The sequence below is a fragment of the Methanoculleus nereidis genome, assembly GCF_032944295.1.
GTDB lineage: Archaea > Halobacteriota > Methanomicrobia > Methanomicrobiales > Methanoculleaceae > Methanoculleus > Methanoculleus nereidis.
Map to the genome: position 1 here is coordinate 1 of NZ_JABFFQ010000014.1, position 22,546 is coordinate 22,546.

20 protein-coding genes are annotated in these 22,546 nt (G+C 62.7%); 7 read left to right on the forward strand and 13 right to left on the reverse strand.

Annotated elements, in window-relative coordinates; genetic code table 11:
• Positions 1-314 precede the first annotated feature (314 nt).
• The 3 genes from HL657_RS12550 (at position 315) to gyrA (ending at position 5,241) form a co-directional block, all read left to right on the forward strand.
• Positions 315-629, forward strand: a complete 315-nt coding sequence (locus tag HL657_RS12550; RefSeq protein ID WP_317297153.1) for a hypothetical protein — start codon at positions 315-317, stop codon at positions 627-629.
• A 216-nt stretch (positions 630-845) separates the two neighbouring features.
• Positions 846-2,816: a DNA topoisomerase (ATP-hydrolyzing) subunit B gene (gene gyrB / locus HL657_RS12555; RefSeq protein ID WP_317297154.1), complete on the forward strand. Its 1,971-nt coding sequence runs from the start codon at positions 846-848 to the stop codon at positions 2,814-2,816.
• A complete protein-coding gene (gyrA, locus tag HL657_RS12560) occupies positions 2,806-5,241 on the forward strand; it encodes a DNA gyrase subunit A (protein WP_317297155.1) in 2,436 nt (811 codons plus the stop codon). Before gyrB ends, gyrA begins: the two co-directional genes overlap by 11 nt.
• A 930-nt stretch (positions 5,242-6,171) precedes the next feature.
• Here gyrA and HL657_RS12565 read toward each other — a convergent pair.
• Positions 6,172-6,396: a hypothetical protein gene (locus tag HL657_RS12565; protein WP_317297156.1), complete on the reverse strand. Its 225-nt coding sequence runs from the start codon at positions 6,394-6,396 to the stop codon at positions 6,172-6,174.
• A gap of 181 nt (positions 6,397-6,577) precedes the next feature.
• On the opposite strand from HL657_RS12565, the gene HL657_RS12570 reads away from it, so the two are divergent.
• The gene (locus HL657_RS12570; protein WP_317297157.1) at positions 6,578-6,991 is read left to right on the forward strand and encodes a secondary thiamine-phosphate synthase enzyme YjbQ; all 414 of its coding nucleotides are present in this window, start codon (positions 6,578-6,580) and stop codon (positions 6,989-6,991) included.
• Positions 6,992-7,119: 128 nt separating this feature from the next.
• On the opposite strand, the gene HL657_RS12575 is transcribed toward HL657_RS12570, so the two are convergent.
• A complete protein-coding gene (locus HL657_RS12575; protein ID WP_214041376.1) occupies positions 7,120-7,383 on the reverse strand; it encodes a UPF0147 family protein in 264 nt (87 codons plus the stop codon).
• A 66-nt stretch (positions 7,384-7,449) separates the two neighbouring features.
• On the opposite strand from HL657_RS12575, the gene HL657_RS12580 reads away from it, so the two are divergent.
• Complete coding sequence (locus HL657_RS12580; protein ID WP_317297158.1) at positions 7,450-7,833, forward strand: autoantigen p27 domain-containing protein; 384 nt, start codon at positions 7,450-7,452, stop codon at positions 7,831-7,833.
• On the opposite strand, the gene HL657_RS12585 is transcribed toward HL657_RS12580, so the two are convergent.
• Both HL657_RS12585 and glyS read right to left on the reverse strand, forming a co-directional pair.
• Positions 7,824-10,073, reverse strand: a complete 2,250-nt coding sequence (locus HL657_RS12585; protein ID WP_317297159.1) for a DEAD/DEAH box helicase — start codon at positions 10,071-10,073, stop codon at positions 7,824-7,826. The two genes, HL657_RS12580 and HL657_RS12585, sit on opposite strands and share 10 nt — an antisense overlap.
• On the reverse strand, positions 10,070-11,800 hold the full coding sequence (glyS, locus tag HL657_RS12590; protein ID WP_317297160.1) for a glycine--tRNA ligase: 1,731 nt from the start codon (positions 11,798-11,800) through the stop codon (positions 10,070-10,072). Before glyS ends, HL657_RS12585 begins: the two co-directional genes overlap by 4 nt.
• A 308-nt stretch (positions 11,801-12,108) precedes the next feature.
• Between glyS and HL657_RS12595 the strand changes: the two genes are divergently transcribed.
• Complete coding sequence (locus HL657_RS12595) at positions 12,109-12,717, forward strand: helix-turn-helix domain-containing protein (RefSeq protein ID WP_317297161.1); 609 nt, start codon at positions 12,109-12,111, stop codon at positions 12,715-12,717.
• 62 nt (positions 12,718-12,779) lie between these two features.
• Positions 12,780-13,454 carry a metal-dependent hydrolase gene (locus HL657_RS12600; RefSeq protein WP_317297162.1) on the forward strand — a complete coding sequence of 225 codons (675 nt, stop codon included), beginning with the start codon at positions 12,780-12,782 and terminating at the stop codon, positions 13,452-13,454.
• Between the two features lie 306 nt (positions 13,455-13,760).
• Here HL657_RS12600 and HL657_RS12605 read toward each other — a convergent pair whose 3' ends face one another.
• The 9 genes from HL657_RS12605 to HL657_RS12645 form a co-directional block, all read right to left on the reverse strand.
• Positions 13,761-14,186: a PaaI family thioesterase gene (locus tag HL657_RS12605; protein ID WP_317297163.1), complete on the reverse strand. Its 426-nt coding sequence runs from the start codon at positions 14,184-14,186 to the stop codon at positions 13,761-13,763.
• Between the two features lie 4 nt (positions 14,187-14,190).
• The gene (locus HL657_RS12610) at positions 14,191-14,889 is read right to left on the reverse strand and encodes a glycosyltransferase (protein ID WP_317297164.1); all 699 of its coding nucleotides are present in this window, start codon (positions 14,887-14,889) and stop codon (positions 14,191-14,193) included.
• A complete protein-coding gene (locus HL657_RS12615) occupies positions 14,886-15,863 on the reverse strand; it encodes a glycosyltransferase family 4 protein (protein WP_317297165.1) in 978 nt (325 codons plus the stop codon). The genes HL657_RS12610 and HL657_RS12615 overlap by 4 nt, the downstream gene beginning before the upstream one ends.
• Positions 15,860-17,173 carry a protoporphyrinogen/coproporphyrinogen oxidase gene (locus tag HL657_RS12620; RefSeq protein ID WP_317297166.1) on the reverse strand — a complete coding sequence of 438 codons (1,314 nt, stop codon included), beginning with the start codon at positions 17,171-17,173 and terminating at the stop codon, positions 15,860-15,862. Before HL657_RS12620 ends, HL657_RS12615 begins: the two co-directional genes overlap by 4 nt.
• Before the next feature lie 136 nt (positions 17,174-17,309).
• Positions 17,310-18,398 (reverse strand): epoxide hydrolase family protein, encoded by a 1,089-nt coding sequence (locus tag HL657_RS12625; RefSeq protein ID WP_317297167.1) that lies wholly within the window; start codon positions 18,396-18,398, stop codon positions 17,310-17,312.
• Positions 18,399-18,463: 65 nt separating this feature from the next.
• Positions 18,464-19,861, reverse strand: coding sequence for an NAD(P)H-dependent oxidoreductase (locus HL657_RS12630; protein WP_317297168.1), 1,398 nt, complete (start codon positions 19,859-19,861; stop codon positions 18,464-18,466).
• 132 nt (positions 19,862-19,993) lie between these two features.
• Positions 19,994-20,749 (reverse strand): 4Fe-4S binding protein, encoded by a 756-nt coding sequence (locus tag HL657_RS12635; RefSeq protein ID WP_317297169.1) that lies wholly within the window; start codon positions 20,747-20,749, stop codon positions 19,994-19,996.
• Between the two features lie 24 nt (positions 20,750-20,773).
• Entirely contained in the window at positions 20,774-21,574 is an 801-nt protein-coding gene (locus tag HL657_RS12640) for an EFR1 family ferrodoxin (protein WP_317297170.1), read from the reverse strand.
• On the reverse strand, positions 21,571-22,362 hold the full coding sequence (locus tag HL657_RS12645; protein WP_317297171.1) for an EFR1 family ferrodoxin: 792 nt from the start codon (positions 22,360-22,362) through the stop codon (positions 21,571-21,573). The genes HL657_RS12640 and HL657_RS12645 overlap by 4 nt, the downstream gene beginning before the upstream one ends.
• Positions 22,363-22,546 lie beyond the last annotated feature (184 nt).

Here is a 22,546-nt window from a genome sequence, read left to right on the forward strand (position 1 = left end):
AGGGGGGAATATTCCCCCCTCCCCGTCAGCCCCTCCCCAAATGGCGATAGTCACTGGGAAGCCGTGCACGGGATGTAGACTGCGCGTAGGACAGGAGCTTGAGCACCGTCAGGTGCGGGGGCGGGAGCACGAGAGGCCGTGAGGCTTCGAGGAGGCAGTCCCCTCAAAATCCGTGCCAGGTGCAATTAAAAGAGACAACCGAATGCAAATGCAGAAGCATGAGCAACATCGCAGACCCGGAACCGTTTCCCGGGACACCATCGGCATACGAAAAAACCAGATCGTTCATATCCCCCGGTGGTGCATAGGGTAGTATGCCCCAAAAGAGCGAATTCGGCAGAGGGTTCGTCGTCAACCTGATGCTGCTTTCACGGCATTTCGGCCTGCCTCCCGAGAAAGCCTTCTATGGCGCCGCGGATCACCTCACCGACTTCATGGTGCCGGAACAGTTCCGGGGAACCGAGATCGATGAACTCGTCGAACGCCTCCGCAAGATGGTGATCTGGCACCAGCCGGGAACCCTGGACAAGGAGGATGCGGCGGACATCAAGAGGATCCTCAACCGGCTCGCGATCGCAGTCGATAGAGAGCTCGGCATACCCGATCCGGATACCGGCAAGTACGACTGACGGGCGCGCGTGCCTCCCGCCCCGTAACCGTGACCGGCCGCGACGCCCGGCCCCTCCGGGTACGTTCGCGCGCAGGCTCCATTGGAACGTAGACAGAAAGGATTACCCCAAAACAGTGTATTTTTCGGAGCCATACAGTATAAGTGGTTATAAAACCAATATATACTGTGAGTTTTGCTGCGATTCAGGACGCCGCTCGTTCAGCGGAGGTCACAAATGACTGATACCTACGATGCTTCCCACATCACGGTACTGGAAGGCCTGAGGCCGGTGCGGGAACGTCCCGCCATGTACATCGGCAGCACGGATACCCGGGGGCTGCACCACCTGGTCTACGAAGTTGTGGACAACGCCGTAGACGAGGCTCTCGCCGGGGCCTGCGATCTGATCCAGGTGGTCATCAACCGGGACGGCTCGGTCTCGGTTGACGACAACGGCCGCGGCATCCCGGTCGATCTCATGCCCCAGTACGGCAAGAGCGCTCTCGAGATCGTTCTCACGGTGCTGCACGCCGGCGGAAAGTTCGATAAAAACACCTACCAGGTCTCCGGCGGGCTGCACGGCGTCGGCGTCTCGGTCGTCAACGCCCTCTCAAGCTGGCTCGATGCAACGGTCTTCAAGGACGGCAACGTCTATGAGATGCAATTCCGGCAGGGCCTGGTTGCAAAGCCGCTCGCGAGCCGCCCGGAGACCGAACACGAGATGGAAGCCCGGTACGAGGAGCGCTACGGCGCCCGGGACGGACAGCGGCTCGACTACGAACGCCTCCGGGGCACCCGGATCACGTTCCAGCCCGACCGCTCGATATTCGAGACCGTCGAGTTCGATTACGACGTGCTGGACCACCGGCTCCGTGAGCTCGCCTACTTAAACAGCGGCCTTACGATCGTTCTGCGGGACGAGCGCACCGGCGATTCGGCCGTCCACTGCTTCGAGGACGGGATCCGGCAGTTCGTCGCCCACCTCGGCGAAGGAAAGGAGAGCCTCCACGACGACATCATCTACTTCCAGAAACGCGACCCCGAGAGCATGGTCGAGGTCGAGGTGGCCCTGCAGTACAACAACTCATACTCGGAGACGCTCTACACCTACGTCAACAGCGTCAACACCCGGGAGGGCGGGACCCACCTCGAGGGGTTCCGGAGCGCCATCACCCGGGCGATCAACAGCGCCGCCCGGAGAAACAACCTCCTCAAGAACAACGATGCGCAGGTCAAGGGCGAAGACGTCAGGGAAGGGCTCGCCTCCGTCATCAGCACCCGGGTGGCGAACCCACAGTTTGAAGGGCAGACCAAGATGCGCCTTGGAAACAGCAACGTTCGGGGCATCGTGGACTCGCTCGTCTACTCGTCACTCACGGAGTACTTCGAGGAGCACCCCAAAACCCTCCAGGCGATCGTGGAGAAGGCGATGGCGGCGGCCCGGGCCCGGGAGGCAGCCCGGAACGCGCGCGAACTCGCCCGGCGGAAGAGCACGCTGGAGTCGACCGGCCTTCCCGGGAAACTCGCCGACTGCCAGGAGCGGGACCCGGCAAAGAGCGAGATCTATATCGTGGAAGGAGATTCAGCAGGCGGCTCCGCGAAACAAGGGCGGGACCGGAAGTTCCAGGCGATCCTCCCCCTGCGGGGGAAGATCCTGAACGTCGAGAAGGCGTCGGAGCACAAGATCCTGAAGAACGCCGAGATCCAGGCGCTGATATCCGCTATCGGCACCGGGGTCGGCGACAGCTTCGACGCGGAGCGGGCCCGCTACCACCGGATCATCCTGATGACGGATGCCGATGTCGACGGAGCGCACATCCGGACGCTCCTCCTCACGTTCTTCTACCGCTACATGGTGGGGCTCGTCGAGAACGGCTACATCTACATAGCCCAGCCGCCCCTCTACCGGATAGCGAAGGGCAAACAGGAGCAGTACGTCTACCGCGAAGAGGAGATGCGGGAGATCCTCGCCGGGTGGGGGGAGAAAGGCGTCTCGATCCAGCGCTACAAGGGTCTTGGTGAGATGAACGCCGGACAGCTCTGGAGCACCACGATGGACCCGGCAAACCGGATTCTCAAACAGGTGAAGATTGAGGACGCCGCCTACGCGAACGAAATATTCGAGAAACTTATGGGAGAGAATGTAGACGCCCGGAGAGATTTCATCCGCAGGCATGCAAAGGAGGTGAGCAACCTTGACGTCTGAAGGGGAAGGGGTTGTCCCGATCAACATCGAAGAGGAGATGAAATCATGCTACATCGACTACGCGATGAGCGTGATCATCGGCCGCGCCATCCCCGACGCGAGAGACGGCTTGAAGCCGGTGCACCGCCGCACCCTCTACGCGATGTGGGAGATGGGCAACACGAGCGACAAGCCCTACAAGAAGAGCGCCCGTATTGTCGGAGACGTGATGGGTAAGTACCATCCTCACGGCGATTCAGCCATCTACGATACGCTCGTGAAGATGGCCCAGCCCTTCTCCTACCGCTGCATGCTGGTGGACGGCCAGGGGAACTTCGGGTCAATCGACGGCGACTCCGCTGCCGCCATGCGTTACACAGAGGCCCGGCTCACGAAGATCTCGGAGGAACTGCTCACCGATATCGACAAGAAAACCGTCGACTTCGTCCCCAACTTCGACGAGTCGCTCCAGGAGCCCAGTGTCCTCCCCGCCCGGATCCCGAACCTCCTCGTCAACGGGTCGAGCGGGATTGCCGTCGGGATGGCGACGAACATGCCGCCCCACAACCTCAGAGAGATCTGCGAGGCGACCTGCCGCGTCATCGACGACGCGGGCATCTCCACGGAGGAGCTGATGCAGGTCATGCCCGGGCCGGACTTCCCGACCGGCGGGATCATGATGGGCACCGCAGGCATCCGCGACGCCTATCTGACCGGTCGCGGAAAGTGCGTTGTCAGGGGCGTCGCGGAGATCGAGGAGGAGGGCCGGACACCGCAGATCATCATCACCGAGATCCCCTTCCAGGTGAACAAGGCGCGCCTGATCGAGCACATCGCCGGCCTCGTCCGCGAGAAAAAGATTGAGGGGATCGGCGATATACGCGACGAGTCCGACCGCGACGGTATGCGGATCGTGGTCGAACTCAAGAGGGGAGCCGCGCCCCAGGTGATACTGAACTTCCTCTATAAGCACACGGCGCTCGAGTCGTCCTTCGGCATCATCAACCTCGCAATCGTCGACCGCCAGCCCCGGACCCTGAACCTCAAGGAGATCATCCACGAGTTCCTCAAGCACCGGGTGGACGTGGTCCGGCGGAGGACCGAGTTCGATCTCACGAAGAACGAGGAGCGGATGCACATCCTCCGCGGCCTCCTCGTCGCGCTCGACAACATCGACGCGGTCATTGCGACCATCCGGGGTTCCGGGACAACCGATGAGGCGCAGAAGGCCCTGGTGGTGAAGTTTGCGCTCGATGAGGTGCAGGCGGATGCCATCTTGAAGATGCAACTCCGGAGGCTTGCGGCACTCGAACACCAGAAGATCCTGGACGAGCGCGATGCAATTGCGGCGGAGATCGAGCGGTTGTCCGCGATCCTGGCGAGCGAGGCGAGCATCCTCGCCGAGATCAGGAAAGAACTCGTCGATATCGGTGCGCGCTTCGGCGACGAACGGAGAACCCGGATTGCGCAGGCAGCCGAGGCGTTCGACAGGGAGGACCTCATCGAGGATAAACCGATGCTGGTCTCGCTCACCTCCTCGAACTACGTAAAACGGATCGACCTCGACACCTACCGGAACCAGCGGCGCGGAGGGCGCGGCATCATCGGCATGGCGATGAAAGACAACGACGGCGTCGAGAGGGTCTTCGTCGCGAACATGCACGATAACCTCCTCTGCTTCACCGACAGGGGGAGAATGTACTGGTTGAAGGTCTACGACCTTCCTGAGGGGCAGCGGACGGGCAAAGGCAAGGCCCTCGTCAATCTCCTGAACCTTGCCGGCGAAGAACGGGTGACCGCGGTGATCCCGGTCCGGGAGTTCCGGCCCGACCGCTTCCTCTTCTTTGCGACCAGGAGCGGAACGGTCGCGAAGATGGCGCTCGACGAGTTCTCGCGGCCCCGGCAGACCGGGATCAATGCCATCAACCTCCGCGACGGTGATGCGCTGGTGGACGTGAAGGCGACCGACGGCGACCAGGAGCTGATCCTGACGACGAAGTTCGGGCAGAGCCTCCGGTTCCACGAGGAGGCCGTCCGCCCGGTTCACCGGAACGCCATGGGCGTGCGGGGGATCAAACTCCGCCACGGCGACGCGCTGCAGGCCGTATCAGTGGTCGAGGAGGAACATCTCCTCACCATCACGGAACGGGGCTATGGTAAGCGGACGGAGTTCGACGAGTTCCGCGGCCACGGCAGGGGCACGCTCGGGGTGCGAAACATCGTCGTCGACGCCCGGGCGGGCAACGTCGTCGGGTCGATGGCGGTCTCCGGCGACGACGAGATCATCGTGATGAGCGCGTCCGGCATCGTGATCCGGACGAAGGTTTCCGAGATCTCGATCCAGAAGCGCGGCACCCGCGGTGTTCGGGTCATGAGGCTCGACGACGGCGACAGGGTTATCGGGTTCACGATCCTGGATTCCGAGGAGCCCGGGGAAGAGGCGTGACGCGTCTTTCCGGCCTGAAAATACCAAAGAACGTTCTTTTTTTCTATCTGGCGAAGGCCGGTAAACGGCGGCTGCAGTGGGTTGAAGGGCACGGTCTCGGACCGTTTCCCGGCCAAAAACAGGTAAACATTCGGTCCTGTTGCAACCCTGTTCCGATCTTCATCCTTTCCCTGGTGAGGCTGGTGCCGGGCCCGGCTGTCCCCAGGATCAACCTTTTTCCTCGAACATGTCCCCATGCAGTGGACCGTGGGAGAATCGCCATTGGGGGAGGGGCTGACGGGGAGGGGGTGTCCCCCTCCCCTGTCTCTCCGCGTTGTAATGGATCTCTGTAACCCCCACCACCCGCGCTTCGCGCTCCTCCCGCCCCCAGGGGGGCGGGCAGTGTGTGGCGATAGGCGATGCCCCTACAGGACATCGCTGGAGAAGACCGAAGGTCTTGGACTTGCGATGGACGGAATGCGACCGGCCGCTAGGGCGGGAGCATGAGCACCGAAGATGCGAACATCCGGAGCACAAGCACCGCAGGTGCGCAGTAGGATGCTCCTCAGGGAGCGTCCTTCGAGCATTGTCAGATGCGCAGCCCGGTGGAAAGCCGTGCCCCTGAGTACCCCTGATTGCGGCCATCTAGAGCAAACGGGGGGTTCAACAAGGCCTTTTTTTCCGCCCGGGTTAAGGCCAATAGACGGAAACTGCAGCGGGTGAAGGGCACGGGCTCAGGCCATCCTCCTGAAGTTGTCACGAAACGCTATTACCAGGAGGAGGACACCCCTTCCCGGGCCCTCCCCCGAGTGACGATGTCCAATAGAAAGCCGTTTCACCCTCCTTGCTCTGAATGTGGCTCAGATGGTAGATACCCGGGAAGTAAGGGCTCCGATCAGGATGTATCGAAGGTTCGGAGATTTTTTGGGACGAACTCCCCGGCCAAAAAAGTTAGAATTCCGGCTTCCTGAAGTACCTGAGCGCTTCGGGCCGGTGCCGTTCAAGCTCCGTGAAGAAGTGCTCTGCAAGTTGCGGTTCGGAGTCATTGATCGCCTGCTGCAGGGTGTGCATCAGCCATCCATGGATCTCCTGGCCGCGGTCAAGCGTGTTCATCACGGCGACGACCGCCTCGTCCACATCCTGTCTGTTGTTCCATCGATAGGGCATCACCACCATCTCCGGAGAGGAAATACCCGTCTCGCCCATAAAGCGTTTTTGGCGATCCCACGCAGGACGGCCGCTCCGCACCGGGAAACGTCCCCGTAACGTGCCGGATCTCGGCACCCCGCACCACCGTCGTTCTCCGCGGGTTTTATCCGGCCGGAGGACAACAGGACGTTCGGATGAGGTGTCTGTGATGTTTCGTACGACAATCCAGGTAGACACGCACGGGGAAGGGGAGATCGTGGACCTCACGCCCCGTGTAGCGCAGGCGGTCACCGAGAGCGGTGTTCGGGAAGGGCTCGCAACCGTCTTCGTCGCGGGCTCGACCGCCGCCGTCACCACCATTGAGTACGAGCCCGGCGTGCTCTCCGATCTCTCCCGGGCGCTCTCGGTCATCGCCCCGGCCGATATCCCCTACGCCCACGACGCGGCATGGGGCGACGGTAACGGGCGGTCCCATGTCAGGGCGGCGATCGTCGGCCCGTCGCTCTCCGTCCCGGTCATCAGCGGTGCGCTCGCGTGCGGGACGTGGCAGCAGATCGTCCTCTTAGAGCTCGACGTGCGGTCGAGCCGTAAGCGGACGGTCTACGTCACCGTCGTGGAGTGAAACGCGAGGAAGGAGACGCACGGCGGCGATACTGCAGGCAGAGCGATAGGGTCGCCTGACTGGCAACCCGAGAATACGTATCGCTCTGCCCTGGTCTTCGCCGGAATTGTTCAGGAAGAATGAGTGATTTAATCGAGCGGTACCGTTTCGAGTTGAGATACCAGTTCCCAGATGCGGGTCCGTGCGTGGACCGGCATGTTCGGGTCGTTGCTGATCTCATCGATCATGGATATTGCGGTTGCGGCGCGGAGGCCGATACTCCGGGACTCGTCCTGGAGAACCGTTTTGGTCGCGTCTGCGACGCGTCGGATATTGCGTGGAATGGTAGAATCCTCGCTGATATTCTGCAGCATCTGAATGCAGATCCGTATTGTTTCGTCTGGACTTGCCATTAGAATTACCCCTCTATTATTAATGGCATCCAGACATATATAAGTTCATTAAGGGAGTTCGACGAAATGACAGCAGATCAGGCTGACGAAGTCATGGCCGAGTATCTCCTGAAGGGAGGGAAGATGCTCGCCAAATCCTGTAAGGTCTGCGGGTACCCCCTGTTTGAGTACAAGGGAAAGACACAGTGTGTGATCTGTCCGCTTGCTGCGCCAGAAGAACCTCTTCCCGAACCGGAGCCGCCTGCACCGGCACCAGAATCCAGGCGGTCCCCGGCACCGGCGGCGGCCGCACGAGGGGAGCCGCAGGGTGAGGCTGCCGTGGAGATCGAACGGACGATCGTCCACCTCTGCGAACGGATCAGGGAAGAACAGAGGCCCGAAGAGTGCCTGACCCTGATGAAGGCGGTCGAGCGGGGCGCCAGAGCCCTCGCGAGACTGGGTCAGCGGTAAGGTCTGCGGGCGAGATCCCATATCGCACGGGCGGTCTTTTCCCCGATCCCGTGCACCGACGCCAGTTCCTCCGGTTCGGCATCGACGATCGCTTTGAGCGACCCGAAGTGTTCGAGGAGGAGACGGGCGCTTTTTAAACCGACATTCGGGAACGCAGCGAGCGCGTACTCCTGCTCTTCGCGGACCGAGTGGTACGACTTCTTCGGGTGCACCTTCCGCTCCCCCCGCTCGCTCCCCTCCCGCTGCGCAAGGACGTAGAGCGTCTCGGCGGTATCGTCCGCGTCCCGCGTGCGGATGAGCGCGACGCCCATATCGACCGTGATGGCCGCAAGCGTGCCCCTGATTGCGTTCGGGTGGATGTTTCGAACCGCATAGAGGTCGTCCTCCCCTTCGATGATCAGGACAGGACGCGGCACCGCGTCGGCCATGGCTCGAATCTGCCCGAAGAGGTCACGCTCGACGAGGGTGTTCATGAAGTCCTGCACGGTCTTCCTCTCCACGAGGATACGGTCGCCGATGGCGTAGTCGCCGAACTCAAGGCGTTCGAGGGTGATCGACGCCCCGAGTTCATGCAGGCGCCCGGCGACCCGTGACGACGTCTCCCGGTCGTCGACGGTGATCGCCGGCCCCGCGGGGGCAAACGCGAGGAAATCCGTCTGTCCGGTGGCGGACGGAACGGCCAGGGCGGGAGGGGGTGCGGGCGTGGTGCTCATGCTCCTGATCCCCGTCACCATCGCCCGCTCCCGGTTCTGGCTCACGTACCGGAATGTCTCATCAGACGTGCCTTTCGTCACCAGCACGACGATCGTGCCGCTGCCGCTTCTTCCTGTCCGCCCCTTCCGCTGGATGCTCCGGATCTCCGAGGGGACAGCCTCGTAAAAGATCACCATGTCCGTCGAGGGGACGTCGAGCCCTTCCTCGCCCACCGAGGTCGCGACCAGGCACCTGAACTCGCCCTCCCGAAACCGGGCGAGGCTCGCGATCTGCTCCTTCTGCGAGAGCCCCCGCTCCGCGTCCCGCGACGCCTGGCCGACGAACCGCTCGCAGGCGATGCCGGCAGCGGTGAGCGTATCCACGAGCGTCTGGACGGTGTCGCGGTAGGTGGCAAAGACGATGATCCGGCTCTCGGGGTGGGCCGCAAGCTGCGCCCGGACAAGTTCGCGGACGATCGAAGCCTTGGGGTGCAGTTCCTCCGTCCAGCCGGAAGCGGCCTCGACGAGGCTTATGTAGGCGGGATCGGCGACGAGGCGCTTGCTCGCCTTGCTCCCCGCGCTCGAGGCTCCCTCCGCACCGAGCCGGGCGAGGTAGAGTTTGAGCGCCTCGCTTCCCTGCGTCTCAACGAGCGAGATGGCATGGCGGAGTTTCATGCACTCGGCGTGCAGGGACGCCGCGATGAACGCCGATGGGTCGCGCGTCCGTATACGCTGTTGGATCTGGGCGTTTAAGGCGTTGAGCGCCTTCATCGAGAGTTTGTCGGGCTTCGGGACGCGGAAGTTGAGTTTCGCGAGCCGGGCAAGACGCGACTCCACGAGCCCCCTGAGGACGACGAGCGCCGCCTGGAGTTCCTCGGGCAGGTAGACGTCGACGTACTGGATGTCGCGCTCGTGGATGTAGGGCAGGACGTCCTCGTCGGTCTCCACCCGTGTCTCGACCGCCTCGATGTGCAGGTTGTCGCAGACCTCCTGCACCTTCGCCGGGTCCCCTCCGGGCGAGGCGGTCATCGCGAGCAGCAGGGGGTCTTTTGCCGCGGTACAGTAGTGCCCGGCAAGGAAGACGTAGGCGTAGTTCCCCACCGCCCGGTGGCACTCGTCCACGACCAGCAGCACGACGTCGGCGAGGCTGTACCTCCCCGCAAGGCAGTCGTTCTTGATCACCTGCGGGGTGGCAAAACAGACCCGGCACGCCTCCCAGGCCCGGGCCCGCTCCTCCGGGGGGGTGTCCCCGGTGAACATGGCAAAATCGGACTCATCCGGCTCGGAGCCGTTCCGGAATAGCAGGAACTGTTTGAAGAAACGGAGGTGCTGCTCAACCAGGGGTTTCGTGGGCGCAAGCACGAGCACCCTCCCCGGGTGGGAGTGGAGGCGGGACGCCGCGACAATGAGCGCGACGGCCGTCTTCCCGAGGCCCGTCGGGAGGACGACCATCGTGTTCGCGTCAAGCGCCCGGAGCGCGATCGAGAGTTGATACCGCCGTTCCTCGATGCTCTCTGGCCGGATCAGCGGGTGGGAGATGTAATTCATGCCCTGAGTTCACGGAACGTGGTGGCGCCGGAGATGAGTGCGGAGAGGACCTGGGGCAGCCGCTCGATCGGTATGCGGACCTGCTCCATGCTGTCGCGGTCCCTCACGGTCACGGTGTTGTCCTCGAGCGTATCGTAGTCGACGGTGACGGCAAAGGGCGTCCCGATCTCGTCCTGTCTCCGGTAACGCCTGCCGATGGCGCCGGAGTCGTCGTACTGGGCGAGGATGCGGCACTGCGTGAGCCGCTCCGTGATCGTCTGCGCGATGGTATCGAGGCCGTCCCGGCTCATCAACGGGAAGACGGCGGCCTGGACCGGTGCGACCGCCGGCGGGAGCCGGAGCACCTTCCGGATCTCGCCTTCGACCTCTTCCTCGGCGTAACTGTGCTCCAGCGCAACGTAGATCATCCGGTCGATGCCGTATGACGGTTCGATGACGTGGGGCATCACCTCTTCGCCGCGGACTTCCACCTCCTCTTCCCGAACCTGGTAGAGGTCAGCGGAGATGAAAACCTCCTCGCCGTCGACGGTGACCCGCGCGCCGTCCTCTCCGGGGTCAGAATTTGCCAGCGCATCCGCGACCGCCTTCGCCTTGCCGCGGTACCGGGGGCCGAGCACGCCCATGTCGGCCACAATCCGCCGCTTTACGACCCTTTTGGGCTCGTCGTAGGGTATGAAGACCGTCATCGAGGTGCCGGAATGCCCGGCGTGCGAGCGCAGGTCATAGTTGGTGCGGTCGGCGATGCCGACGATCTCCACCCACCCGAACCGGCCGGAGTAGACCTCAGCGTCCCAGCAGTCGGCCGCATAATGTGCCCGCTCATCGATCAGGTGCTGGCGGAACCGGAGTTTTGCCGGGTCCACGCCGATAGCGGTCAGGATCCGGTGCGTCAGCGCGATGTAGTAGGCGACGTACTCGTTTGCGATCAGCCCCTCGTCCACGGCGGCGCGCATCGTGATTGCGGCCGGTTCCCGGCCGTCGAGCTGCCGCGCGATGGTGAGGAGGGGCGCTGTGTAGTCCGCGTAGCGATGGAAGGCAGGGTGATCCTTCCGGTCGGGGTGGACGAAGATCTCAGCCTCCGCCTGGGAGAACTCGCGCAGCCGGATCATGCCCTGGCGGGGGGAGATCTCGTTTCGGTAGGATTTCCCGATCTGGACCGCGCCGAAGGGGAGCTTGTCGCGGTAGAAGCGCAGGAGCCGGGCGAAGTCGGTGAAGATGCCCTGGGCGGTCTCAGGGCGCAGGTAGCCCTTCCGCTGCGACCCGGGCCCGATTGTCGTCTGAAACATCAGGTTGAACGCAAAGACGCCCGCTTCGCCCAGAGGTTCCTTGCACGACGGGCAGGGGAGTTCGTAGAGCGCCGCCTGGAGCGCCTCCGCCGGGAGTGTGCCCGCGTTCTCGATGCCGTTCTCCTCCGCGATGTGATCGGCGCGGAGATACTCACCGCAGTGCGGGCACTGCACCATCTTGTCGGCGAACTCTTTCACATGGCCGGATGCGACGAAGATCGCTTCGTTTCCGACGGTGGGGCATTCGATCTCGTAGTAGCCTTCCTGAAAGACGTAGAACGAACGCCAGAGGTTCTCGACGTTCCGCTTCATCATCGCTCCGAGCGGGCCGTAGTCGATGAACCCGGCGATCGACCCGTATATCTCGGATGAGGGCCAGACGAAACCCCGTCTTCTGGCTACTTCCATGACTTTTTCGTAAATATCGCTCGTCTCGGCCATAGTCTTGCAGTACACTTGAGCGCCGGTGCTAATAAAGAATGGTCCTCACCTCGCGCGAGATCACAATTCGTCGAAAAAGGAGCCGGGTGAGGAGGTATTTTTTCCACCGAGGATGAGATTCCGGAAGATATGGTTACATCCGCGAAAATGATCTTTCTGTTTCGACGGATTATATGGTAAGTTTTAAATGTTAGCGGTTGTAATGTAGGGAACGTTACGCCCCGGTTGGGAGAAAAAGTATATATCGAAGGTCAGCATGGGTGACCCTCAGAACCAGACGGTGGAATACAGAACAGAGAGAGACGGACATGGCAGAAGATACCCGCAAGCAGCAACTACTGGAGCTGTTCACGACCATCACGAACAAGAAGACGATCGTTGAGCCGATGAGGAAGGTTCACGGTACACTTCGGGATCGCGACGCTGTTGAGCGCGAGATCGCCCTGATCATGCGTGAGATCCTCGATCAGGGGTATTTCAAGACCAAGCTCGCTCCGCGGCAGCTCGCAAAACTCGTGGTCGCATACTACGACGGCAAGAACGATACCGAGATCGCGAGGGCGCTCGGCGACGAGAAGCTGAGCAAGACCGTGGCACGTGCCCGGGTTCGCCTCAAGCTCTTCAGGGAACTCGATTTCAAGATGCCGTTTGACCAGGAGGCGATGTCGGAGCTTCTTGATTCGGGGAAGACCATGAAGGAGATCAGCGAGGAACTCGATATAAGCCCCTCGACCCTTCGTGAGTACCGCCACGTGATCGAGCAGCAGAGAGACACCACGCTCGATCCGTACCTGGAACGGATCAGGGATGTCATGGAAGACCGCGATCTCTCCGAACTGATGACGCGCGGTGTCGTGAACGACGGCCTTAGCGAAGCGATCGACATCACCGAAGCGATCGACATGGGGGAGTTCTGAACCCCTGCCCATCCCCATAACCCACTGAACACTTTTTTAGTATCCGAGCCGATCTCTTCTCCATGAGGTTGACCTGGCTTGGCCACGCGTGTTTCTCGCTTGCTGGATCGCAGACGATCCTCGTCGATCCCTTCATCCCGGAGGGTACGCTCCCCGCTGAACCGGATATCGTTGCCGTGACGCATGCCCACGCGGACCACCTGGGCATTGCTGCGGAACTCTCGAAGAAGACGGTTGCCATCAACGAGGTGGCGAAGTATCTAAGGACAAAGGGCGTTCCTGCGGAAGCAATGAACATCGGCGGCACCATCACCGTCGACGGTGTCCGGTTCACGATGACGCCCGCGCTCCACTCGTCATGGCTGGAGGACGAGGGACCGGGCTTCTACGGCGGTGTCGCCGCTGGATTCGTCATCACGATGGATGGTATCAGCATCTACCACGCCGGCGATACGGCGCTCTTCTCCGACATGCAGCTCATCCGGGACCTCTACCGGCCGGATGTGGCGCTCCTCCCCATCGGCGGGTGCTTCACGATGGGGCCCGACGAGGCGATGATCGCGGCCCGGTACATCGGCGCGCCGCTGGTGATCCCGATGCACTACGACACCTTCCCCGCCATCCGGCAGAACGTGGAGAACTTCAAGCAGGCCGTCGAGCGGACGACGTCGATCCGGGTCGCGGTGCTCGCACCGGGAGAGAGCATCGAGGTCGGCCCGGAGGGGGCCGGGGAATAAAGGGGGCCCCACACCCCGTTTTGCGGTTGCAGAGGGCGTATGGGTGATTTTTCTGGGTGGCGCATTTGACCGATGATTGAGGGAGATCAACTCATACCTTCGGTGCAAGGAAGGGAGCTTGAGCACGGAAGTGCAAGGTGCGCAGTCCCCACAGTTCACTACATCGGGCTTTATCTCGGCTCTACAGGGCCAGGAATCGTAGACAGCGACAGCACAAGGTGCAAGAGTTCAAGAACACATGTATCTTAACTAACAGAATCGTGGAAAATAAGAGCCGGCGCCTCTGCCAGCACTGAAAACCTTCTTTCACTCTTTCCGTGCCGGAACCCCGATCTTGAACCCGACGCCCTCGAAGGAGGCGACCAGCCGGTCGCCCGAGTAGACGTCTACCGAGAATACCGACGTCCTTTCCGTCTCCGAAACCCTGCGGGCGACCGCCTCGAGCGTGTCCGCCGCCGGCACGGAGAAGTAGCGGATATGGGCCGAGATCGCTATCTGATCGACCCCGTCCATGTTCGCGGCGATCCCGAAAGCGTGGTCGGCGATGGCGAAGATCGCGCCCCCGTGGGTCGTGCCGTGCGCGTTCTTCACGCCACTGGTCGACATCGCCACCCGGACGCAGCCGTCCTCGATCCCCGTGACCTCCATCCCGAGCAGGCGTGCGAACTCGCAGGTGTCGGACCGGTGCACCGCCACGGCATAGTTTTCCGGGATGGATACGGCCTTCTTCATGACACTACTTGTACTCCCGCTGCGTGTAGGTGGCGCCGCCGGCCTCGCCGCCGCGAAGAACGATGTAGAACCATTCCCAGAGCGACTTGAGCGTCCCGAACTGCTGGTAGCGCCGCATCGAGAACCCGACTTTCAGGCCGGTATCGAGGTAGACCTTCCCGAGTTTGCGCATCCGCTGCGCGATCTCGAGATCGTCCCCGGCGTCGATGCAGCGGTACATCCCCGCCCGGAGAAACGCCTCCCGGTCGAACGCCGTGTTGCACCCGAGCGTGAAGTAGATCGTCCGGGTGTAGTAGCCGAGACGCGCGAACGTGTTTGCGCCGAGAAGAGAGAGATGGTTCCTGAACCCCCCCTCGATCGGATAGACCGTGCCGTAGAGCTGCACGATATCCCGCTCTGCAAAGTCCCGCCCGATCCGCTCCACCCAGTCCCGGGGGAGGATGCAGTCGGCGTCGGTCGTCGCGATGATATCGCCTTTCGCGGCCATCGCCCCGTCGTTTCGTGCCCCGCCGACTCGCTTGCTCGTCTGGATAAAGACCTGATCCGCAAGGGGTTCGGCCAGTTCCCGGGTCTTATCCTTTGAGTTTCCGTCGACGACGATGATCTCGTAGGTCTCCCTCGGCACCGTCTGGTCGGCGAGAGACGCAAGACAGCGCTCGATGTTCTGCTCTTCGTTGTAGGTCGGAACGACGACGGAGATCATCCTTCGATCAACTCCCGGTATAGTTGTTGATGCCGTTTTGCTATAAGCGTGATGTCGTATTCCTCCGTCGAGGCACGGGCACGGGAGGCGCAGCGATGCAGGGCCGCTTCGTCATTCAGAACCTCCCGCGCCTCATCGATCTCGGAGAAGAAGAGGACCGAGTCCCCGAAGATCTCCCGGAACTCGTAGATATCCCCGGCGATGACAGGAAGGCCCGCCGAGAGCGCCTCGACGATCACGAGGCCGAACGTCTCGGCGTGGGAAGGCATGAAGAAGACGTCCGCCCCGCTGTATGCCCGGGAGATATCGTCGATGACCCCGGTGAAGATGACGTTCTCGTGGCACTGGGTCTTGAGCATCTGGATCTTCGCGTAGTCCTTCGAGAACGTCCCGTACGGGAACCCGCCCACCCAGATCCAGGTCATATCGGGGTGCTGGTCCGCGAGTTTGAAGAAGTCGTAGATGCCCTTCCGGGGTGTCTGCTGGCCGACGGAGAGCACCACCCTCCGGCCGGGGTCGATCCCGTACTCGTCACGGAATGATTTGCGCTTCTTCCCATCGCGCTTGAAGTATTCACGGTCGATGCCGTTCGGGATGAGGGTCATCGGGATGTCGGGGACGAGCTGTTTGGTCTCCCGGTGGCAGGGTTCCGATATCGTGATGATATGGTCGAACTGGCGGTAGATCTTCGGGTATACCGTGTTTATTCTCTTTGAGAAGGCGACGTTCCCCTCGTTCAGGCGGGGTGTCGAGTGGGCGGTCAGGACTTTTGCGCCCTCGGTGAACTTCAGGTGATACATCGCCCACGGCCCGAAGGTATGGTAGTGGGTCAGGTCGAAATCGTTATGATACCGGTTGCGGGCGACCTCCATACCGGGGAGCAGGGCGAGGTGGTTGTAGAGCGTCCTCGCCGCCGTCGCGCACCCGATGTAGCGCAGGAACCGGAAGTCCTCGACGAATATGTTGACCTTCATTCGTTTCCCCTCACGAAGTCGATCGCGCTCCTGATGCAGCCATCCATATTGAGGTACTCGAACTCTGCGAACCGCCCGACAAGGTCGATGCCCCGCTCCCGGCAGAACTCCCGGACGATTGCGATGTTTCGGAGGTACCCGGTATCGTAGACGACGTACGCGAACTCCTCCCGCGCGACGCCGGTGTAAACGATCCGCTCCCGGGAGGGGATGAGCCCGGCGGCGATGAGCGACGCGACGGTATGCTCGATCACCTCGGCGTCCGTCATCCGCGAAACCGCATCACCCTCGTTGTAGGTGATCTCGGCGAGAATCGAGGAGTGGCCCGGGGGAGCGACCTCGCTGCTGTAGTTTGAGGGGAACGATATCCGGTTGAAGAGGCCGGTCTTCTCGTCGGGGACGTAGAGCCACGAGATCTCGGGAACGTCGCCGGATAGCCCGATGAAGACCGAGCAGAGCGAGTTGTAGCGGAGGGCGTCGCAGGCTGCCCGCACCTCTGCCGGGACGTCCGATAGGCAGGGGAGCAGGTTCTGGAGCGGAATGGTCGAGATCACCCGATCGGCGCGGACGGTCTCGCGGCCGTCGCTCACCACAAAACCCCCACCATCCTCGCGGACGGAGGCGACGGAAAAGCCGGTCCTGACGGCGGGGAGGACCGGTTCCGCGATCGCCCTGACCAGCGCCTCGATTCCGCCGGTCACCGGGTAGGAGAAGACAGCCTGGTGGACGTAGCCCTCGGTCTCGATGCCGATGGCCGACCGGATGATATCCTCGACCGGCGGGCGGGGGATGCGCCCCTCCACCCAGTGGTGCGACATCCGGTCGGCCGGGTAGTTCCAGATCTTTTCGTTATAGGGGAGCATGTAGCATTCGGCGATGCCCCGGCCGAAGGTGTAGGTGATCCACCCGGCGAAGTTTTCCGGCGGCGGGATCTCCCCCTTCTCGACGGCGATGAGGTTTTTGACGAACTCGTTGATGCAGAAGAAGCGGTCTTCGTCGGGCAACTGGTAAAGACCGTTCTCGAAGGGGTATTTGACGTAGCGGCCTTTATAGAGGATCTTCGTGTTCCGCTTCCGCCGGTCGGCGTTCTCACCGAGAACCGAGAGCATGAAGGAGAGGACTTCCTCGTCGCGGGAGAAGATGATGTGGGAACCCCCGAGATCGAACGTGAAATCCTTCTGTGTCTGCGAGCGGCAGAGCCCCCCGATCTTCTCGTTCCGTTCAAGAACGGTTACGTCGTCGCCCTGTTCGTGGAGCAGGCGGGCCAGCGTTATCCCGGTAAGGCCGCCACCCAGTACCGCCGATTTCACGTTCGTACTGTTTATGCCGAAACCATATATGGTTGACCATCCGTTTCCCGCGGTTGCCGCATATCGGTGAGGAAATCAGGAGAAATCAAGCCTGGAGAGCGCGGGGTGCAGGGTTCTCCCATGCTGTCCGGGAGGCCTACGAACTCGCGAGTGCCCCGACGAACTCCCAAACGTCCTTCGCGTAGAGTTCGGGCTCTTCCCAGGCCGCGAAATGCCCGCCGTGGGGGAGTTCGGTGAAGTGCTTCAGGTGCACTCTCCGCTCCGCCCACTCACGCGGCAGCGGGGCGTCGCGGGGAGGGCGGGCGACGGCCGCCGGGACCGGGGTGCGCCGCCAGGGACCAGAGGGTGCGTGGGCGTCGAGGTAGTACCGGCGGACGGACGAGCCGATCGTCTGCGTAACCCAGTAGATCATGATGTTCGTGAGCAGGTCGTCCCGGGACAGACGCTTCTCGACCTCCTCGCCGGTCGTGCCCGAGGCCATGAAACTCATGATCCAGGCGGCGAGGCCCGCGGGCGAGTCGGCCAGCCCGTAGGCGAGGCTCTGGGGTTTGGTCGACTGGATGATGTTGAAGGCGCCTTCGCTCATCCACCACTGTTGAATGTAGTTCGCGAATTCGATCTCGGGCTCTGTAAGGGTCGAAAAATCCGTCGTAGGGTCCGGGTAGCCGACGTCGGTCAGGTGGATCCCGATTAGCACCTCTGTATGCCGTTCCGCGAGTGATTGAGCGATCAGTGTCCCGGCATCGCCGCCGGCCGCGACGAATCTCTCATAGCCCAGTTCTTCCGTCACCAGTCCGGCGAAGAGATCGGCGGTATCGTCGGTGGTCATGGCCTTCCGGTCGGAGAACCCCTGTCCGGGGATGGACGGGACGACCACGTCGAAGGAGCTGGTCAGGAGCGGGATGACGCGGTGATACCGGTAAAACGAGTCGGGCCAGCCGTGGAGGAGGAGGAGCGGCACCGGGTCCGGTCCCTTCCCGCGCTCGTGGACGAAGTGAATTCCCGTCCCGTTGATCTCAGTCCTGAAGTGGGCAAACCGGTTCAATTCCGCTTCGCGGGCCCGCCAGTCGTAGGAGTGCTCCCAGTAGTCGACAAGGTCTTTCATGTACGCGAGGTTCGTGCCGTACTCCCAGCCGGCGCCGTCATCGGGCCAGCGAGTGCGGGCGAGGCGTAGGCGCAGGTCGTCGAGGGTTGTCTCCGGAACGGCGATGGTGAAGGGTTGCATGCCCGGGGTGGATGGCCGCCATCCGGTTATACGTTTCGCGCGGGAGGCTACTTCAAGAGAGGATTCTATCGTCTTTTCCTCCTCTCTGCGAGAACCCTGCTCGTTTCTATCGCCTTCTGCAGGGGCTGGATCATATAGGTGGGCATATTCTTCACCACCTCCCGCCTGACGGAGGGGATGCACATCATGAGAGAGGTCGCCCGGGTGCCGATCCTCTGCAGGTAGTTCCGGGTGGGGAAGTCGTAGAGCCCGTGCTGCCGGTAATACCGGTCGTCCGCCTTGAAGGTCGCCCGCATCCCTCCCCAGATCTCGTCCCGGAAGATCTTATGGCCGGCGACGGCCGGGAAGGTGGCCGGTGCGATATACCCCCGGTCCGCGAGCCTCACGGAACGTTCGGCGAGAGTGTGCAGGGCGGCATCGATCTCGCCCGGGTCCGGCTCGTTGGTCACAATCCCCACAAGGTTGGCTTTTTCCGTCATCACCAGGCTCGTGAGAACCTCCCGGAGGGTTGCGAGATGGCCGAGCGGGCCTTCCACCAGGTATGCAACCTGTTTTCCCTTAAACGCCGGCACATGGCCGCTGAAGAAACTCCGGTCGAAGAACTGTTTCCAGGCAGCCGAAAGAAAGCGATCCCGGACGGTCCCGGCCATGACCAGGATATCCGCCGGGACGACATACTCCTCCCAGAACGCCCGGAACCCGTCGTCATAGACGCAGGCGTTCTCGAAGGCGCACCGGCAGCATCCCAGGCAGCCACCGTTCATCATGGCGTCCCGGATGTGGGCAACCTGGACGGAACCTGCGTAGCACGCTGCGAGGTGCCGGACCATCGCCTCAAGGTCGGAGCCGGATTCCGCGTCGTGCAGGATGACCACCCGTTTACCGCGGGTGTCCACCGCGGCCGGCGGGATCGTCGGGGTGTAGTGAGGAGAGATTGCAGGTAGTGGGGAAAACTCCCGGAGAATCGGTCGTTCTTCTGCAATCGCTTCCAGGAAATCGGAGACGAAGAGGACAAGCTGCTCCTGGAACGCCTCCTTCTCGAGATCCTGCATGTGGGCCGAGCAAGAACCGGTGTACCGCATGCCGAGGTCGTCGCAGACCCCGTGCAGGTAGGCGTGGGCGGTGTGGTCGAAGTAGTGGATGGAGGTGGTGAGGCAGGCGGCGTGCTTCCCAAAAAACGTCTCCCCCGCGTTCCGTTCGCCGACCAGTTCGATGAACCGCTTGAGCTGCGCCGGGACCAGCATGACGTAGACCGGGGTTGCCCAGAGCACGCCGTCGGACTCCTTCACCGCGGCGAGCACCCCGCTCCACACCTCTTCCTGCCGCTCAAGCGTCCTGATATCCCGCCCTGCATGCACCACGGAGAAGGTGTGCTCCAAAAATGCCTCCTCGAGGAACCGGACGTACTGCAGGGTGACGCTCTTCTCGCCCTTGGGGCTCCCGGAAATGACACAGATCTGCATGGTCCCGTCCTGTACATACGGATCTGAACCAGGCGGATAGATATACCTTGCGAACGAGCGGAGCGATCTCCGGCGGCCTATCCTTACCTGCGTGCCGGAGGTTTGGGCAACCGGGAAATGGAGGGGTTACGCTCACTTTCCCCTCCACGCGTACCCAACGACACCCTCCGGGCAGGCGTCCACGCACTCGCCGCAGAGGATGCACTCCGTCTGCTCCATCCGCCCCTCCCGGACCATGCCGCGAACGTCAAGGCTCATCGGGCAGGTCTCCGAGCATCTCCCGCAGTCCACACAGCGCTCCGGAGCGGCCGCGAGGTGGAGCGCCGGCCACCCGACGGCGTTCCTGATCTTCCGGCCGAGGATCAGCATGACCGCAATCGGGCAGAAGGTGTGGCAGAACCCCCGCCTTCCGGCGAGGAGGGCGAAGACGGTGATAAACGCAATCTGGGCATAGAGAAGGGTGTATGCGCCCGACCGGTCGACCGAGATCCCGTTGCCGGTCTGGTAGAACGGGTCGAAGACCCAGAGGCCCCCGGCGGAGTAGACGGCGAGGGCGAGGGAGCCGAAGATCCCGAGGAAGATAGGGTATTTGAGAAGGTTCAGCCACCCGGCCTTCACCGGTCTTCCGTTCACCCGGGCGTAGATCTCCTGCAGGCCGCCCGCGGGGCAGAGGTAGCCGCACCAGAGCCTCCCGAAGAAGAGCGAACCGACGAAGAGCAGCGCGAAGACGAAGAGGCCGCCGGTAGCGATCCCCTGCGACGCACCTTCGGTGATGAGCGGGCAGGAGATGTAGGCGAAGGTCACCGGCATCAGCACGAACGAGAAGATGAGGAGGGCTATCCGTATTTTCTGGCGCAGTGCCGATTGGATCTTCGGTTCGTATGTCATGGCTCAAACCTCGCCCGTGCGGGCTCACTCCCCCCGCTGGCTCACCATATCCGCAACCGTGAGATCCGGGTGCCGGTAGCGTCCCCGGCCCTCCGTCCCGAGCATCACGTTGAGCTGGATCGCCTCGGTCGGGCAGAAGTGGAGGCAGGCGCAGCAGATCTCGCACTTCCGGCCCCACGCCGGGCGGCCGTCGACGAGGGTGAGGTTGCCCGCCGGGCAGATGGCCGCGCAGGTGCCGCAGCCGGTGCAGGCGTCCGATACGGAGAAGAGTTCGCCTGCATCGTGAGCGCTCTTTGCGAGCGATCCGTAGCTCAGGGCTTTCACGAGCCCGGAGAGGGGTGCGAACCCCGGGGAGACCAGCCGGCCGCTCCCGATCGCCTCCGCGATATCGCCGAGCCGTTTGTCCGCCTTGCTGAGGGTCTTACCGCACCTCTCTGCCGGCACCGACCGCATGAGCGGCGGGAAGTTGCCGGGCATGCTGACAGCAAACGCGGCGTCGAGTTTTCGGTTCTGCTGTTTGATGAATATCCCGTTCAGCTGGTGGAGTGCCGAAACCCCCATCCCGCCCATCGTAACGACCGCGAAGGCGTACCTCGCCTTCGAGAGGTCGAGCCTCTCCGCGAAGTTGGCGACCATGACCGGCACCCCGCAGTCGTAGACCGGGCAGACGATCCCGACCCGGTCGGCGGCCGGGGAGATAATCCCCGGGGTATCCGCGAGCGATGCGATCGGGACGAGTTCGGTCTCCCCGAGGGCCCCGGCGATCTTCCTTGCAGCGGCAAGCGAGTTGCCGGTCCCGGTGAAGTAGTAGATGGTGGTCTTCATGGCCGGCGCTCCAGTTCGGCGATGCCGACCGACGGGTGCCGGTAGCGCTGCCTTCCTTCAGTAGCCTTTCCGGCCTGAATCGCCTCGACCGGGCAGAGGTGGATGCACCCGCAGCAGAGTTCGCACCGGTGGTTCCAGACCGGTCGTCCATCAACCATATCGATGTTCTCCGCCGGGCAGACAGCTGCGCAGATGCCGCACGATGTACATTTTTCCGTCACCGTGAACCTGCGGTCGTCCCCGTGGACCCGGGAGCGGAACCGGGGGTACATGACGGCCTTGATGAGGCGTGTCAGAGGCGCGTACGGGAGTTTCAGCCTCTCCCCCTGCTGGATTCGCCCTGCGATCCTCTCAAGGTCCGCGTCCGCCGCGGCAAGCAGCCGGTCCCGCTTCTCCCCTGCCGGCGACCCGTACATCAAGATGTAGTTGCCCGGCATGCTGACCGCGAACCCTGCATCGAGCCCCCTTCCGGCCCGCTTCCCGAGGATTCCGTCGAGCTGCCGGAGAGCCGCGGAGCCTCCGCCTCCCCCGTGCGTGACGATCGAGAAGACGTAGCCTGCCGGGGCAGGATCGAGCCGCTCCGCAAACGCCGCCACCATCGCCGGGAGCCCGGAGAAGTAGACCGGGCAGACGATCCCGATCCGTTCGGCGTCGGGGGTGATTGCACCCGCGGTGTTCCGGAACGCCGCTATCGGGACGAGCTCGGTATCCCCGAGGGTTTCGGCGACCTTCTTTGCACCGGCAAGGGAGTTGCCGGTGCCGGTAAAATAGTAGATGATCGTCTTCATGGCAACCTCAAACGATCCGGTTTGATCCAGCCGGCATGCCGGCCGTCCCCGGACCGATCCCGCTGTCCACCGGTTGTGTCAGCAGTCTTAGTGTTCGCTCATATAGATATGGACTTTGCGAAGACGAGCGGGCGGGCGAACCGGGGCTATTGGCGCGGCGCGCCATCACAGCGACGCGGTCTCA